This is a genomic window from Thermococcus sp. 101 C5 (assembly GCF_009372125.1).
Taxonomy (GTDB): Archaea; Methanobacteriota_B; Thermococci; order Thermococcales; family Thermococcaceae; genus Thermococcus_A; species Thermococcus_A bergensis.
The window spans coordinates 1-15,018 of the sequence record NZ_WHIZ01000052.1 but is presented as its reverse complement, the minus strand read 5'-3'; the positions used below and the strand labels follow the sequence as shown (position 1 = coordinate 15,018).

The 15,018-nt window shown below is 43.3% G+C and carries 13 protein-coding genes and 2 pseudogenes; 5 read left to right on the top strand and 10 right to left on the bottom strand.

The window, feature by feature from the left end; genetic code table 11:
* Window positions 1-91: 91 nt before the first annotated feature.
* The 7 genes and pseudogenes from GBV73_RS08175 to albA all read right to left on the bottom strand — a co-directional run.
* A pseudogene (locus tag GBV73_RS08175) lies at window positions 92-1,105 on the bottom strand (MFS transporter); the annotation flags it as partial.
* 173 nt (window positions 1,106-1,278) lie between these two features.
* Window positions 1,279-2,622, bottom strand: a complete 1,344-nt coding sequence (locus GBV73_RS08170; RefSeq protein WP_152880654.1) for a cyclic 2,3-diphosphoglycerate synthase — start codon at window positions 2,620-2,622, stop codon at window positions 1,279-1,281.
* Between the two features lie 169 nt (window positions 2,623-2,791).
* Complete coding sequence (locus GBV73_RS08165; RefSeq protein ID WP_152880652.1) at window positions 2,792-3,880, bottom strand: DUF4157 domain-containing protein; 1,089 nt, start codon at window positions 3,878-3,880, stop codon at window positions 2,792-2,794.
* Between the two features lie 24 nt (window positions 3,881-3,904).
* Window positions 3,905-4,504 carry an archaeal proteasome endopeptidase complex subunit beta gene (gene psmB, locus GBV73_RS08160; RefSeq protein ID WP_152880650.1) on the bottom strand — a complete coding sequence of 200 codons (600 nt, stop codon included), beginning with the start codon at window positions 4,502-4,504 and terminating at the stop codon, window positions 3,905-3,907.
* A gap of 98 nt (window positions 4,505-4,602) precedes the next feature.
* Window positions 4,603-5,136 (bottom strand): cyclic nucleotide-binding/CBS domain-containing protein, encoded by a 534-nt coding sequence (locus tag GBV73_RS08155; RefSeq protein ID WP_152880656.1) that lies wholly within the window; start codon window positions 5,134-5,136, stop codon window positions 4,603-4,605.
* 58 nt (window positions 5,137-5,194) lie between these two features.
* Entirely contained in the window at window positions 5,195-5,788 is a 594-nt protein-coding gene (locus GBV73_RS08150; RefSeq protein ID WP_152880648.1) for a transcriptional regulator, read from the bottom strand.
* A gap of 110 nt (window positions 5,789-5,898) precedes the next feature.
* Complete coding sequence (gene albA, locus GBV73_RS08145; protein ID WP_004067437.1) at window positions 5,899-6,174, bottom strand: DNA-binding protein Alba; 276 nt, start codon at window positions 6,172-6,174, stop codon at window positions 5,899-5,901.
* Between the two features lie 185 nt (window positions 6,175-6,359).
* Between albA and purB the strand changes: the two genes are divergently transcribed.
* Window positions 6,360-7,712, top strand: coding sequence for an adenylosuccinate lyase (purB, locus tag GBV73_RS08140; RefSeq protein WP_152880646.1), 1,353 nt, complete (start codon window positions 6,360-6,362; stop codon window positions 7,710-7,712).
* Here purB and tiaS read toward each other — a convergent pair.
* Complete coding sequence (gene tiaS / locus GBV73_RS08135) at window positions 7,709-8,992, bottom strand: tRNA(Ile2) 2-agmatinylcytidine synthetase TiaS (RefSeq protein WP_152880644.1); 1,284 nt, start codon at window positions 8,990-8,992, stop codon at window positions 7,709-7,711. The two genes, purB and tiaS, sit on opposite strands and share 4 nt — an antisense overlap.
* Window positions 8,993-9,079: 87 nt before the next feature.
* Here tiaS and GBV73_RS08130 point away from each other — a divergent pair, with 87 nt between their 5' ends.
* On the top strand, window positions 9,080-10,036 hold the full coding sequence (locus GBV73_RS08130) for a transcriptional regulator (RefSeq protein ID WP_042700619.1): 957 nt from the start codon (window positions 9,080-9,082) through the stop codon (window positions 10,034-10,036).
* Here GBV73_RS08130 and GBV73_RS08125 read toward each other — a convergent pair.
* Window positions 10,029-11,279 (bottom strand): HD domain-containing protein, encoded by a 1,251-nt coding sequence (locus GBV73_RS08125; protein WP_152880642.1) that lies wholly within the window; start codon window positions 11,277-11,279, stop codon window positions 10,029-10,031. The genes GBV73_RS08130 and GBV73_RS08125 overlap by 8 nt on opposite strands.
* A 69-nt stretch (window positions 11,280-11,348) precedes the next feature.
* Window positions 11,349-12,626, bottom strand: a complete 1,278-nt coding sequence (locus tag GBV73_RS08120) for an AMP-binding protein (protein WP_152880640.1) — start codon at window positions 12,624-12,626, stop codon at window positions 11,349-11,351.
* Window positions 12,627-12,753: 127 nt separating this feature from the next.
* On the opposite strand from GBV73_RS08120, the gene GBV73_RS08115 reads away from it, so the two are divergent.
* The 3 genes and pseudogenes from GBV73_RS08115 to GBV73_RS08105 all read left to right on the top strand — a co-directional run.
* Window positions 12,754-13,800: a hypothetical protein gene (locus tag GBV73_RS08115; protein ID WP_087035295.1), complete on the top strand. Its 1,047-nt coding sequence runs from the start codon at window positions 12,754-12,756 to the stop codon at window positions 13,798-13,800.
* A 1-nt stretch (window position 13,801) separates the two neighbouring features.
* Entirely contained in the window at window positions 13,802-14,764 is a 963-nt protein-coding gene (locus tag GBV73_RS08110; protein WP_152880638.1) for a DUF835 domain-containing protein, read from the top strand.
* 24 nt (window positions 14,765-14,788) lie between these two features.
* Window positions 14,789-15,018 (top strand): annotated as a pseudogene (locus tag GBV73_RS08105) (IS982 family transposase); the annotation flags it as partial.

Here is a 15,018-nt window from a genome sequence, read left to right as displayed (position 1 = left end):
TGTGGGGAGTCTCCGTTCCCCCCGAAAGCCCTCCGATGAAGACGGGAGGAGGGAAGCCTACCCGTTACGAAATTAACGCCCTACACGCACTTTACTGGTAGGCAGAACGGATTGTTATCATTAGTGCAGTCTCAAAGGCCGAGAAGAATCTAGCCCGAACTTCATTAGGAACGGCTTTTTGAAGCTTTGTCGCTAGGGGTACATTTACCAATGTATTGAAAAGACCAAAAGTGGCGAATACTCCTAAGAGCATGAAATATGCAGTTTTTTGGAAATAAGGATGAATGACCAGTGATAGGGGGAATAAGCAGATGAGCTGTGCAAAAAGGGCCTTGAACAGTAAGTTCTCTGATGATTCTTTGAGTTTTCCTGCTATTATAAGGTTACCTGTTAATGCCCCAATTGTTGCAACTGTTTGAATACTCCCGAATTGGACAGAGGAGAATCCTAATATGACTCGCGACAGGTATGGGAGAATAATCGATATGACCGGTTGCAGTAGTGTGTTTATCAGGATTCCGAGGGTAGTAAGTGCGAGTAAACTCTTTGAATTTCTTATAAACTGGAATCCTTCGAGGATATCCTCCCACACTTCATGGATACTAGAAATCTTCCGGGTTTCCCAGTGGTACTCGATGAATGTTTCGAAGAGTCCAGAGCCAAAGAAGCTCACTGCATTTATGAGGATTGCCAGTTTAAGCCCACCAAAGGCATAGATTGCCCCTCCTAGTATAGGCCCGACAATCCTTATTAATTGGCAAGTTCTTCCTTTTTTACAAGGTCGGGGAACATCCCCGAAGTACCTGCTGAGAAAAATGCTCCCATAATGCTCATTACAACTTGAATTGCAAGCAAACTCTGGATGTTTAGTAAATCGAAGGCAATAACTCCAAAGAGAAAAATTCCTCTTGCCATGTCAAGCCATACCATTAACTTTTTTCGATTATACCGATCACCAATTACACCAGCTATTGGATTTACCAAAAGTCTTGGAATCAGCTCTGCTATTATGAAAATGCTCATTATAGTTCCGCTACCAGTTTTATCGAGCACGTAAAGTGGGACCGCTATGTCTTGAATTATCCACCCTGCTTGAGAGACCCATTTACCAGTTGCATAGAGCCAGAAATTTTTGTTGAGCATATTATGCCACCAATGAGTAATAAGAGTGATCACTTGTAATTATGTTTGTGATCAGTAGTGAGCAATACAAGTGAATTTTAAGAAATGGTATATGAGAATTTGGTCAAGAAGGTAGAAAAGAAGAAAAGAAAGAGTTCACTCCTTCTTAACGTGCTTTTCGACGAATTCCTTGAGGATGTCTTTGAGTTTTGGATATCCTATCTCTTCAAGCTCGTATTGGACTCTAACAGCAGGCTTGTTAATGTTCATGACTCTTCTAAGGTCAACTGGGGTACCCATGATGACGACATCTGCATCGGCCCTGTTGATTGTTTCCTCAAGTTCCTTGATCTGCTTCTTGCCGTAGCCCATAGCTGGGAGAATAACGTCAAGGTGTGGGTACTTCTTGTAGGTTTCAACTATTGAACCCACAGCATATGGTCTTGGGTCAATGATCTCCTTGGCTCCGAACTTCTTGGCTGCAACGTAACCGGCACCGTATCTCATTCCACCGTGTGTGAGTGTTGGGCCGTCCTCAACTACGAGAACTCTCTTTCCTTTAATCAGCTCCGGCTTGTCGACGAAGATTGGTGAAGCAGCTTCGATGACGGTTGCATTCGGGTTGACCTTCTCTATGCTCTCCCTTACCTGCTGGATGTCGTCTCTGTTTGCTGTATCGATCTTGTTTATAATTATCACATCGGCCGCTCTGAAGTTGGTCTCACCTGGGTGGTACTTGAGCTCGTGTCCGGGCCTGTGCGGGTCGGTAACGACTATCCAGAGGTCTGGGACGTAGAAGGGGAAGTCGTTGTTTCCTCCATCCCAGAGGATTATGTCCGCTTCTTTTTCGGCCTCGCGGAGAATCTTTTCATAGTCAACTCCAGCGTAAACTACCATGCCGCGCTCGATGTACGGCTCGTACTCTTCCCTCTCTTCAATGGTGCACTCGTGCTTGTCGAGGTCTTCAAAGCTCGCAAACCTCTGCACGACCTGCTTTCTCAGGTCTCCGTAGGGCATTGGGTGTCTTATTGCTACCACCTTATAACCCATCTCCTGCAGGATTTGGGCGACTTTTCTTGATGTCTGGCTCTTTCCACAGCCTGTTCTAACAGCTGTAACCGCTACAACCGGCTTGGTGCTCTTTATCATTGTGCTCTTTGGTCCAAGAAGCCAGAAGTCAGCGCCAGCTGAGTGTGCCCTTGAGGCAAGGTGCATAACGTGTTCGTGAGAAACGTCTGAGTAAGCGAAAACAACAACGTCAATGTCGTGCTCTTTGATTATCTTTTCAAGGTCATCCTCACTCCATATTGGAATTCCATTTGGATAAAGCTCACCGGCAAGCTCTGGTGGGTAAATTCTACCCTCGATGTCTGGAATCTGGGTGGCGGTAAAGGCCACTACCTCATACTCTGGGTTGTCCCTAAAGAACACGTTGAAGTTGTGGAAATCTCTTCCAGCAGCACCAAGAATTACGACCCTTTTCCTTTTCTTTTCAGCCATTTTTTATCACCTCAAAATATTTTGGCCTGGGCAATAGTGTTTGAATTTTGGCATTTATAACTGTTTTTGTTGCCTAATGAAACATTTCGCCCAAAAATCTTCAATCCGGCCCCGGCAATCAAAAAGAAGTTTCGATAGCGGCAGTACAAAACTAGACATAAGAGATCAGCTATTGCTTTGAAATCACGGTTTTGAGCATAAGCTCATTTCTGTCGACTGCTATTTGGGCTTTTAATTTGCTCGATTTTTTCATCTTTTTGGTGAAAAGATTTTGTATCTCCCGGAGAGCCTTTTCATCACTCCAAAGGCTCTTCCACACCAATACATAGTGCGTGGAGTTTTCTGCCAGGACTAGTTTATCACCTCTCCATGCCACGGAGATGTTTAGGGCTTTTTCTTCATCAAAGCCACTCGTTACAAGGAGAAGATAAAAATAGAATTCTCCGAGTCTGTCCTCATGGATTACTCTATAACCTCTGCCCAGATTCACGTCTACCTTTTGAGGTAGAACCTTGGCTAAGTAAAATTCCGGATGCATGATTTGCTGGGTTGTTTGTGGCGGATCGGTGTAGGCCTTGTTAACAAGCCCCCACCCGCCTTTTTGGTATAGATACTCTACAAATTTGTCACCAAAAACGTAGGGGAAGTATCCAAAGTTCATAGGGGGGTCTTTAAGATACAGGGAGGTTATTTTCTCTATCCTGATGCCATGCCTCTTGCAATAAAGGTCGGCGGTTAAATCTGCGTCCCCTTCAACCAAGGCCTTCATGGCAAGGCTACCGTCAAGCGTTGTTGGATATTTCGGATCGAAGTGCTGCTTTTGTATCACATGGGTAAATTCATGAGCCAGAACCCTCTTGGCTGTATCCCCCGTTTTAAAGAAGTTTTCTGAAATTATGTATACTTTGTTTCCCGAAGTAACTGCTATCCATGACGCGGTTTCTTTTTCTTTTGTTTTTGTGAGGTTGTAGTTAATCGGAACAAGAAAACTCATCTTATATACCAGCTCCCACTTTTTGATTTCTTGATAATCTTCTCTGCTTGGGCCCCATTTTTTAAGGGCCTCCTCTTTGGTAAGGATGATTATTTTTGGACTTTCCTTAAAACTAAGCCCCCTTATTTCCTCAACCTCTTTTGAGATGTTAGAGGCAATTTGAAGCACTTGTTGATCTTCACCTGAATAAGAGCTGTCATGGTACAAAAACGCAACAAGGAAAAGAGCTATGAGAAAAAGGGCAAGGAAGTTTTTCTTCCTCATTTAACCACCGGAAAATACAAAAAATCACTCCTTGAACTCTACGAATTCTTCTGTCATTCCATCTTTGGTTATTACGACCACCTGCACTTTTCTATCTCCTGTGTAAACGTCTCTCTTACCCGCTGTTCTGACTGCCCTTACAGCCAATTCTTTGGCCTCTTCAACTGTCATGTCCTCTCTGTATCCGTCTTCAAGTATCGCTATTGCAAAGGGGCTTCCAGAGCCCGTTGCGGTGTAGTTGTCAAAGATAAGTCCTCCCAAAGGATCAAGGCTTGCAAGGGTTGGTTCCTCAACGTAGCCGCCGATAATTATCTGCACCATGTAGGGGAACCATTTGCTCTCGTTAAGTATGTTGCTGAGAAGGTTTGCCATAGCCTTTGCTGTCATTGGTTTTCCCCAGGTAAACTGGTAATACCTCGCCTCAGCTTCGAGCATTCTCGCTAAAGCCTGCAAATCACCAACGCTTCCTGCGGTTGTTATTGCTATCCTGTCAGTTATTGGCAAAATTTTCTTTATGTTGAGTGTTTCCACCATGTGATCGAGAGAAGCTTGAGTATCCGCTGCTAATACTACCCCCTCTTTCAGTTTAATTCCAACGGTGGTTGTTCCGGTTTTCTTCTCCATATTCTCTCACCTCTAGATGTGTATTTCTCAGAAGAGTTTTAAACCTTTGGGAATATGAGCTAAGCTAAAGGGAGATTTAAAAATAATTGAAGTAGCATTCAACCCTCAAGCATGTCTTTACAGCTTTCGCAGACCCATCTCTCGTAGCCTTCGTGAACAACTCTATGGAGCTGAGCGTACTGTCCGCAGACCTCGCATATTCCGTAGACTTCTCCTTCTTCTATCTCGGTTTCCTCTTCCTCGTGATTATAGGCATTTATTGCTGCAAGCAAATCTGCCGCTGTTACAAATCCCATTGGCATTCCAAGCTTTGTTACGAGGAGCCTTCTAACTCCTTTCTCCATCATAAGCTCGATTGCATCCTGAATATCATAGTCGTATTCTATCGTTATGGGGTCTTTTGTCATTATCTCGCTGATTTTTACCTCTTTGGGATTCTTCCCCTTGGCAACTACTTTGTTGAGAATGTCTCTATCAGTGACTATACCAACTATCTCATCTTTGTCCATGACAACCGCACTGCTTACTTTGTTCCTTGCGAGAATTTTCGCAACTTTTTCAACAGTTTCGGTTGGCCTAACAACCACTGCCCTTCTTTTAACTATTTGCTCTACAGTAATTTTTGGCATCATTGTTATTCCCTCCTGATTCATGGTGAACTACGGTGAGAAACTTAAAAATGTTTTGGGACTATATTTTCTTTACCATTATGTATCGGGGAATCAGGAAAAACGTCACCACAAATACTAAAATTGCCAGAAGATATGGTATCGAAGAAGCCCCGGCTAACTTTGATATAACCGTTTCATTAACGCTCTCAATATTTATGGGGGTCTGTTCAATAGTGTACGTTGCATTCCTAGCAGCTAACCGGGATTCTTCTGCCAGGAGCCTGCTGGATATGGCATACACTGCAGAAGACAGAAGGCCGGCTACCCCCAAACTTATAATCTGTATTTTCTCAAAAACTTTCAGAAAACGCTTTTTGACTGGAATTCCCCTGGGAAGCAGAAGAATTGGCTTTGAGGCAGCCCTATAAAGCTTTACCTCCTGCAATCTCTTGCCGTACTTTTTCCCCGCTATCTCAACAAGCCCTACCCTCGTCATTTTATCTAGGTGATAAGAAACAGTTGACATTGGGATTCCAAGCTCCTTTGCTATTTCTGACATCGAAAGAGTCCTCTCTTGCAGAAGTCTCAATATTAGAAGCGAAGTTTCATTTGTGAGAATTTGAGCAAGCTCCTTAGCTTTCTCATCACCAACATCGATTATCTCAAATTCCATTTACTGCACCAAGAATATCTGACAACGAATTATTAAAAACCTTTGTTTTCACTTCGAAAGGGATTGAAGCAAAACAGGGTAAAGTTATGAAAAGGAAAGAAAAACTAAATTCATGGCTTCTCGAGGATGATCTCAATTGTTGAGGTGTTGGCTGTTCTTCCGTCAGCTGTTGGGAGCTCCTCTGTGCCGATCTTTATCTCCTTAACTCTAACCTCTGGAAGGAACCTGTTTCTGACGATCTCTGCAACGTCAACGGCCCTGCTGATAGCCCTACCCCTTGCTCTGATGCTAACTTCCTTTGCACCCTCGTTGAACTGGGTTATTACGGCCAATACATAGTTCATAACAGGCTTCTTTCCTATGAAGACAACATGCTCCTCTGCCATTTTTGACACCCTCCGAAAGTTTTGTCAATAGCAAACTTTGGATATGTGGTTAAATACTTTTCGGTTGAATGCTCGGGTTTCCAGATATGCCATAAAAACCCAAGAAACCGAGTTTTAGTTTTGACATTTTTGTGTGTATTAGAAAATCTTTTTAAGGTTGATTATTACAAAAAGCTGGTGATACAATGGCCATTCATCCGATTGATTACAGGTATGGTAGTGAAGAGATGAAACGCATCTGGGAAGAGGAAAATAAACTCCAGAAACTTCTTGATGTGGAAGCCGCCCTTGCAAGGGCTCACGCAAAAGTTGGCAACATTCCTGAAGAAAGTGCAAGAGCAATCAGCGAAAAGGCAAACACAAAATGGGTAAAAATCGAGAGAGTTAAAGAAATCGAGGCCGAAATTCACCATGATATAATGGCCGTTGTTAAAGCCCTAAGTGAGGTCTGCGGAGAACATGGAAAATACGTCCATCTCGGGGCGACATCCAATGATATAATAGACACCGCCAATGCTCTTCTCATTAAGGAATCCCTGGAGATTGTTCTGAAGGATCTTAGGGAGCTCCGTTCAATACTTAAAAATCTCGCAAAGGAGCACAAATATACTGTGTGCATTGGAAGAACTCACGGCCAGCATGCCGTTCCAACCACATATGGGATGAAGTTTGCCATCTGGCTAGATGAAATCCAGAGGCACATTGATAGAATTGAAGAAGCCAAGAAGAGAATCCTTGTGGGACAGATGAGTGGTGCCGTTGGGACGATGGCGTCTTTTGGTGAAAAGGGGCTTGAAATCCAGCGCTTAGTCATGGAAGACCTCGGTCTTAAACCAGCTTTGATAACTAACCAAATAATTCAAAGAGATGTCTACGGAGAACTCATGAGCATTCTGGCCTTAATAGCTTCAACCCTCGACAAAATAGCCCTTGAGATAAGAAACCTCCAGAGGACTGAGATTCTTGAAATCAGTGAGCCCTTTGGAAAGAAGCAGGTTGGCTCTTCAACAATGCCGCACAAGAGAAACCCGATAAGATGTGAAAAAGTCAGCGGGCTTGCACGGGTTATCTATTCCAACGTTATTCCAGCCTTACTCAACAATCCGCTGTGGCACGAGAGAGACCTTACTAACTCTTCAGTTGAGCGTGTAATACTCCCGGAGACGTTTATACTCTTGGATGAGATGTTGAAGAGTATGAAGAAGGTCTTATCCGGCCTGGAGTTCTTCCCTGAGAATATAAAGAGAAATCTTTACCTCACAAAGAACCTGATAATGGCCGAACCGCTGATGCTCAAGCTTACGGAGAAGGGCATGGGGAGGCAGGAGGCTCATGAACTGGTGAGACAGCTTGCCATGAAGGCATTTGAAGAAGGAAGAGATCTGTTAGAAGTGGTTAAAGAGAGTGAAGCTATGAAGTACCTCAGCGAAGAGGATTTGGAGTCTCTAAGGCCAGAAAACTACATAGGCTTGGCTCCACAGATAGTGGACAACGTAATAGCCTACATAGAAGAGGTCGAGAGAAGAGAGGGAGGTTAATTTCTCTCAGCTGCTTCCAAAATTTTTTCCTCTCCAAGCGGAAGGACGAGCGGTCTGGAAAGGTGCTTTCTTGCATCAGGTGGCACTTCATAGATTTTTTTCTCAAGCTGGCGGGGTAATCTTTTTGGAATCAGAACTTTTGGCATTCTGTGTCCGCATTCTTTGCACTTCAGGTAGTCCCCTTTGCTTTTCATTGTTCCCCCACACTTTGGACATTTTGGCTTTTCATAAACTATTTTTTCGGCAAGCCTTATCGGGTAGAATTTCTCCAAGTTGAGGGTCAAAACACCCTCGAACTCCTTTACTCCTCCGGCTGCAATGACCTCGTCGCCTTCAATTAGCATTCTAACGTATTTTCTAAATCCCTTGGTGGGCTCAAAGGCTGCAACCCTGATTGTGCCGGTATCATCACTCAGCTCGAAAAACACGTGCCTTCCTTTCTCCCAGTACTCTTTGCTGACTCTCCCCCTTACAACGGCACTCTCCAGGGGCTTTAATTCGCCGATCTTTTTAAACCTCAAATGGTCGTCTGTATTTTGGTTTGTTTTATAAATCTGGAAGAACTCTACGGGTTCTTCAATAATGATGTTTTCAAATGTCCACAAAACCCGATTATTATCTATTCCCCTAATTCCAACCAGAACGGGGTCTTTTCCGTGGGGAGTTATCAGAACGCTCCCCTTGAAGGGGTCGACGTTATCATATGTGAAGGGATAAGTTAATTTATCGGTTTCAAAAACACTATCTTCCTTGACTCTTCTTTTACTTCCCCAGAATTCCCTTTTCCTGTATGCTAGGAGTTCATAGGTAAAGTTCTTCAGCGGGTGGCCGATTGCCGCAAGGGCTCCAATTACACCCCTGCCGAGCTTGAACTTGTGAATTTCTGCATTTACCTCCCTTGCAACTTTTTCAGCCTCCTCAATGGTAACGTGCTCCCATATAGCCCTGTACGTAAACTCTTCCAAGTCTCTGGGAATTTCTCCCTCCAGAAATACAACTCCGGGGTTTGTGTTCTCATGATTAAAGTCTGATAACTCCTCAACCATATCCAGAACAAGCCTTTTTATCTTTGGCATATCGTCATCTTCAACTTCAAAACTCATTGCCACTGCCCCGTTACCTCTGGTCTTGTACGGCACGTTTGGGTTTAGACGGATGAGCTTTGGGAGGTCTAAAGGCTCCGCTACCCTGGAAATCTCTCTATACAGCAGGACACCTAGATAAGTGGTGCACATTCCATCCGGTGAATCCGTGTCGTCAATGCCTATGTGAAGCTTCATCATTCCCTTAGGATATGCTGAATGGTTAAAAGTTTATCCATTGAGAGGAAACTTTTAAATCCCCTACCCCTATTTATAAATGATATGATGGAAAAAGAGAGACTGCTACGAATTGTTGAAACCATATTCAAGGGGACTGGATTTAAGGTTGCGAGAATGGAGTTTAAAGGCTCGTGCTTTGACCTAGTTGCTAGTAGGCTCTTTTTGCTGCTCTTCGTGAAAGTTCTCCAAAATATAGACTCCTTTACGGAGGAGCAGGCAGAGGATTTAAAGCGCCTAGCCAAGCTCTTTGGGGCCTCTCCTCTGATCGTGGGGTTAAAGTCTAAAAACGAAGAACTCGAAGAAGGGGTTGTTTACGAAAGACACGGAATCTATGCTCTAAACCCACAGACTCTTTATGATATCCTTGTGGAAAACGAACTGCCTGCAATCTTTGCCGAGAGGGGCGGTTTTTACGTAAGGGTTAACGGTGAATATCTGCGAGAGCTTAGAGAGAGACACGGCTATAGCGTTGGAGAGCTCGCTGAACTTCTTGGAGTTTCAAGGAAGAGCCTCCAGAACTATGAGAAAGGAGAGCAGGCCATGAGCCTTGAGGTTGCTCTGAGGCTTGAGGAGCTGTTCGATGCCCCGGTTGCAAAGCCCATCGATGTTCTTAACGCAAGAGTCGAGGCCAAGATGGAGGTTGAACCGGAGACAGACCTTGAAAGGGAAGTCTTCAAACGCTTGGAAGAGTTTGGAATGGGGGTCATAAAAATCAAAAAAGCTCCTTTTGATGCCATCTCAAAGGAAGGGGGAGTGAAGATTTTAACAGGCATAAGTGAAAGAAAGACGTTATCGACTGTGAAAAGGGCTCAAATAGTAGATGAAGTTAGCAAAATTATCCAGAGCGACGGGCTGTTTATCCTCGAAAGGACTAAAACCGAGGTTGTGGGAGAAATTCCTCTCATCCCAAAGGAGAAGCTCAACGAGATTAGGGATGCCGATGAGCTTATTGAGATGATTGAGGAACTTAAGAAGGAGATAAAGAGAAAGATATTCAGCTGAAGAAAACCTTCCTCCACACGTCTCTAATTTTATCCACATATTTTGATGGAGATGCTATCATTACGGCCCATCTGGGTGTTTGCCTTCTCTTGAGAGCGTTTGCGAGTGGAGTAACTTTTGTTAAGGGCTTTATTTCTCCAGTGTGCATTACCACACCAATTTCCGCCGACTTCAGTCTCGGCTCGGTAAGCATTAGGTCAGCCGTTGAGAACTCTATGACAACTTCTCCTTCCCTCGCTCCCACGGCATCCGCTAGTTTCCTTTCAAGCTCTTGGCGTTTCTTTATATCTCTATAAACTGCCAACAATTCTCTTTTTTCCTCAGTGGTAAGTTCATCAGCCCCCAGCAGCAGTGCGGCCTTAAACAAGTCGCGGTACTTAATGCGCTTTACGATTTCCCTTGGATAGCCTTCCAAATCTTCAAGCTCTACGAGGACTCTGCAGTCTGTCATCTTCCAGAACTCCCAGAGGTAGCCGTCTTCAAGGGCAAATTCCAGAGCTCTGGTCAGCATTCCTTCTGCTATCTTTACCGTGTGGTGGAAATAAACCCTAGAGTACATGAGCGCTCTGGCCACCATCATACCCTCAACTGCCTCGACTCCCTTCTCGTCAACAACGAGCTCATTGTTGTGGATCCTTAAAACCTTCAGAAGCCTCTCAAGGTCGATTATTCCATGGGCCACCCCGGTATAGTGGGCGTCCCTAATGAGGTAGTCTAGCTGGTCTACATCCACGTCTCCATGCAGTGCCTGTCCGAGATATCTTTTTCCATATTTGCCCAGAATAAGGTCGGCAACTTCCTTTGGCTCATAGCCGTAAAATTCCAGTATCTCAGGTATGAACTGCCTTTCTTCTATCTCCCCGTCTATTATGTCGATCTTTCCAAGGATGATGTTCTGGCCGAGATGCATATGATCGTATTCCCTCACATAGTGCTCGTATATCTGCTCGAAGGTGTGTGAAAACGGACCGTGGCCAATATCGTGAAGCAACGCTGCTGTCTCTAGGAGGGTTTTTTCCTCTTCGCTAAGTCCCAGTTCCATGGCAAGCCTTTTTGCAATGTTGTATGTGCCTAATGAGTGCTCAAAGCGAGAGTGATTTGCGCCGGGGTAGACAAGATACGCAAGCCCAAGCTGCTTTATATTTCTAAGCCTCTGAAATTCCGGAGTTTTTATGAGGTCCAAAATGAGCCCGCTTATCTTCATACTTCCATGAATGGGGTCGTGAATTATCTTTGGCTTCATAATTCTCACCTAGAATAGACTTGGGACTTTTAAGTTAAATAATTTACCATACAAAAAGATAAAATGGGGTTAAATGTCCCTTCCGACTATAAAAATTCTCTTTGTTTTTCCCGGCTTTTGGGGCAAACCTTCTCTTACCTTCTCCGCTGGCACAGCTTCAACTATTAGCTCCGATGACTTGGCCTCTTCTACTTCATATCTAACTGGGTTGTTTGCTTCGTATATCAGCCCTCTTATCTCATCTTCTATGCCAGCTGGCTTCTCTCCCACGTATCCGACTTTTATTATGGCTTTTGGTTTTGGATTGTCCGGTGAGAGGGGGTGGTAGATTATCACGAAGTCCACTAAGAAGGGGTATCTGTGAACGATATCCATAACCTGATCTATGTGGAGCTTTGCTCCGCCAAGGCTTATTACATCCTTTACCCTGATGATGTTAATCACTTTCCCATCAATGACCCTTGCTAAATCCCCAATCTTGTAGTTGAAGAGCGGCAACCCAGTAAGTTCGCCCTCTCTCATGATTTTGGTGATATATATTTCGTAGTAGTCCTTATACTCCGGATCCGCATCTTCTTTTAAGAGTATTAGTGATTCTGGGAAAGTGAAAGGTTCCATTCCTTTTCTGGTCACAATTCTTCTCCCTGTGGCATCGTCTTCAGAGTTTCCAAATACATCTAAGATAACGGCATTTGGGAAGCTGTCCAGTATAGCATTGGCCATTTCCTGACTCAACGTCTCTCCACCTACCAAAATAACCTGTATGTCGTTTTTGATGTCCTCTGGTAGCGTTAGCCCCAAAACATAAGCTCCTGTTGTGAGAGTGTAAATCGCCGTTGCTCCTATGTCCCGGAACTCTTCTATTAGGGCATCTCGCATTCTCAGGTATTGTATTGGGATCTGATAAAATCCTACTTTTACGTCCATGTACTCGAGAGAAGCTGCTGTTAAAAATCCAGACCCAGAAGGTAATTGAGGTAGGAACGAGGCAAGTTTTTGTTTGTATAAGTATTCCTCTATCCAAGACGAGTATTGTCTGCTTGTTCTTATTTTGTCGTATTTAGTAAATGGTATCCTTTTTGGTTTTCCTGTTGTCCCGCTGGTTCTCATAACATTGTAAAAAATTTCATGGTTTCTTATGTACGTCGGCCAGACTTTATCCCTTTTGTATAAATCGTGGGGCCCTATGAATACTTTATCGGTTAGAGAAGCGAGTATTTCTGGTTTCAAGTCATCTATGTCGATGTCTGAAAACTTTTCTTTCCAGAATTCCGTTGTCTTGAATGCTGTCTCAGCCGTATACCTCAAATCTTCAAGGTCTTTCCTCCCAAGCAAAATGCTATCCATGATTATATCACCTCATTACATAACTGTTGCTTTCTATTTAACTTTTTCCAAACTATTGAAGAAAACTTTAATAACACTTCCCAACTATTATAACTTATGTAATTGGGAGTTCTTGGAGGATGGTAAAATGAAGTATGAAGATTTTGCAAAGGACTATGATCCCCTCAACGTAACAGAAAAAGAGACTATCTCATATCTCAGAGAAATATTCGAATATCACTTTGAAAACACTCCCTACTGGAAAAGACTGAGGGACAGAGTTGACTTGGATGAAATCTTCGAAGGAAAGCTTGAAGAGATTTTTGGGAAAATTTTCAACTCAAATCTGGCTGTTAGCGAGGATCATCTTCGCGATAACTGGCTTGACTTTCTTCCCCAGGGCTATGATGGGAGGGTGAGATTTTACCAATCCTCCGGAACTACCAGAGAGAGGAGCATCCTTCATTGGGACTATGAGTATATGAAGCTTCTTGTGAAATATCTGAAAGCATCTCTTGACGAAATATATAGGTTAAGCGAGATTTATGAGGAAAATAAAATGCGAGCCCTTACTGGGGGGCCTTACGGATGGTACCAAGAAGAAGTTAGTGAACTTGTGTGGTCATATGGAGGGATGCTATATTTTATTGGTCTGGAAACAGATGGTATAAAACGGGAACTTGAGGAGAAGGGAATAAACCATGTATTAAGAACGAAATATGATCCCTTTGTAAAATACACAAAAAAGGTGCTTGAAAAAGACCCTATAAACTTTGTTCGCACTATACCACAGTTTTTAGACCTATATCTCTCCAGAAAAGAAGACATATTAACTATTATTTTCAGTGGCGTGAGCTTAAATATAGATGCAATTGAACTTGCTGAGGAAAAGTTCCCCAACTCACTTGTTGTACCTTTCTATGGTTACTACGGTTTTGGCGATAATGTCGGAATAGTTAAAAATGAAGAGATTGTATATTTTCCGAACTATCCCTTTACTATAATCTTTCCTTTGAAGGCTACTCCAGATGGATACACTGTAGTGAAGAAGGGAGAACGGGGCAAAATGGGACTTATAATTGCAAGACCAGAACTATTGATTGTAAAGATAGAGGATAACCATATCACTCGTGCCAAACGTGAGAAACCATTCAAATGGGAGGGCTTTGCAAACCCGAAGAGGGAGGGATATTAGTATGGTAAACATCCAAACGCTAACGATAACTGAGGGTTCCATTGTTATGTTGGCTGACTTGCTGGCGTTTTTACTTATCTTCCGCATCTATCTGAAAAACAAACGAACTTCAGCTCTTTTGCTCTCTTTAGCGTGGTTGTTTGACTTTTTAACAGTTTCTAGTTATGCATTCCAGCATCTGCCACTGGCGGGAATGTTTATACTTCTATTCAGTGTGTTTTTCCTGAGCGGGGTTATAGAGCTGATTAGGGAAGAGAACTTGAGTATTAAGATAAACTCCAAAATGTTGCTGCCTCTGCTGTCTTTGCTATTTGCAGTTTACTCTTTAATTCCAGATTACGTGTTTCAACAGGGATTATCCAAGGCCACAGTTAGTCTCTATGTGTCCCATGGGCTAGCGGCAATTGTTATGTCAACTGCTGGCTATTTCATGAAGGAGCTGACGTACATCTACGGAAGAAAGGCAAGGTATCTCTCCATACTGTTAGTGCTCTTTGGACTTCACTTGCTTCCGGTTCCGATATCTATTATGCTCGAGAGTGAAACATACCCCATCATAGGCTCTACTATCTCCTTGGTGCTTATCCTTGGACTAACTTTCTTAACAATAAAGCTCACATCTTCTGAGGAGTTCCTCAGGCTAAAAACAATGGAAATACACGAAGTTAAGATAGCGCCCGGTGTCAGGATAATAAACCAAGAGGAGTACAAAAAGATAAAAGAAAAGCTGAAAGATGCGCCTGTGCTTGCGTTTGTTAGAACTTTGAATAATATTCCCGAGAATTGGACTTACTATTTTGTAACCACGGCCACCAAAGAGGGCGAGGTAAAGACTATTTCACCCATGAACTTAGAACGAATGACTGAGCTATCATACAAGTATCTCAAAGCAATGGAAGAGGTCGGAAGCAGAGGGATTATACTAATAGACACCCTAGTTCCCATTAGATCGTTAGAGTTATAAGCACTTAAGTCTTTTGATTGATTGGTGGTTGTATTGAGTTTTCAGAGGGAAATCCTGATCATAAAATCCGAAATCTACCCGATAATCAGCAAACACTACCCGAAAAACACTCACAGGGAAATAATCAGCCTCTACGACCTAATAACCTTCGCAATACTAGCACACTTGCACTTTAACGGAGTTTACAAGCACGCTTACAGAGTCCTAATCGAAGAAATGAAGCTGTTCCCCAAAATCAGGTACAACAAACTAAC

Bases quoted from the DNA above. Each gene is read 5' to 3' on its own strand.
- GBV73_RS08155 (WP_152880656.1), bottom strand. From the start codon at position 5,136: ATGATGCCAAAAATTACTGTAGAGCAAATAGTTAAAAGAAGGGCAGTG.
- tiaS (WP_152880644.1), bottom strand. From the start codon at position 8,992: ATGAAGCTTCACATAGGCATTGACGACACGGATTCACCGGATGGAATG.
- GBV73_RS08170 (WP_152880654.1), bottom strand. From the start codon at position 2,622: ATGGCTGAAAAGAAAAGGAAAAGGGTCGTAATTCTTGGTGCTGCTGGA.
- purB (WP_152880646.1), top strand. From the start codon at position 6,360: ATGGCCATTCATCCGATTGATTACAGGTATGGTAGTGAAGAGATGAAA.
- GBV73_RS08110 (WP_152880638.1), top strand. From the start codon at position 13,802: ATGGTAAACATCCAAACGCTAACGATAACTGAGGGTTCCATTGTTATG.
- GBV73_RS08130 (WP_042700619.1), top strand. From the start codon at position 9,080: ATGGAAAAAGAGAGACTGCTACGAATTGTTGAAACCATATTCAAGGGG.
- GBV73_RS08115 (WP_087035295.1), top strand. From the start codon at position 12,754: ATGAAGTATGAAGATTTTGCAAAGGACTATGATCCCCTCAACGTAACA.
- albA (WP_004067437.1), bottom strand. From the start codon at position 6,174: ATGGCAGAGGAGCATGTTGTCTTCATAGGAAAGAAGCCTGTTATGAAC.
- GBV73_RS08150 (WP_152880648.1), bottom strand. From the start codon at position 5,788: ATGGAATTTGAGATAATCGATGTTGGTGATGAGAAAGCTAAGGAGCTT.
- psmB (WP_152880650.1), bottom strand. From the start codon at position 4,504: ATGGAGAAGAAAACCGGAACAACCACCGTTGGAATTAAACTGAAAGAG.
- GBV73_RS08120 (WP_152880640.1), bottom strand. From the start codon at position 12,626: ATGGATAGCATTTTGCTTGGGAGGAAAGACCTTGAAGATTTGAGGTAT.
- GBV73_RS08165 (WP_152880652.1), bottom strand. From the start codon at position 3,880: ATGAGGAAGAAAAACTTCCTTGCCCTTTTTCTCATAGCTCTTTTCCTT.
- GBV73_RS08125 (WP_152880642.1), bottom strand. From the start codon at position 11,279: ATGAAGCCAAAGATAATTCACGACCCCATTCATGGAAGTATGAAGATA.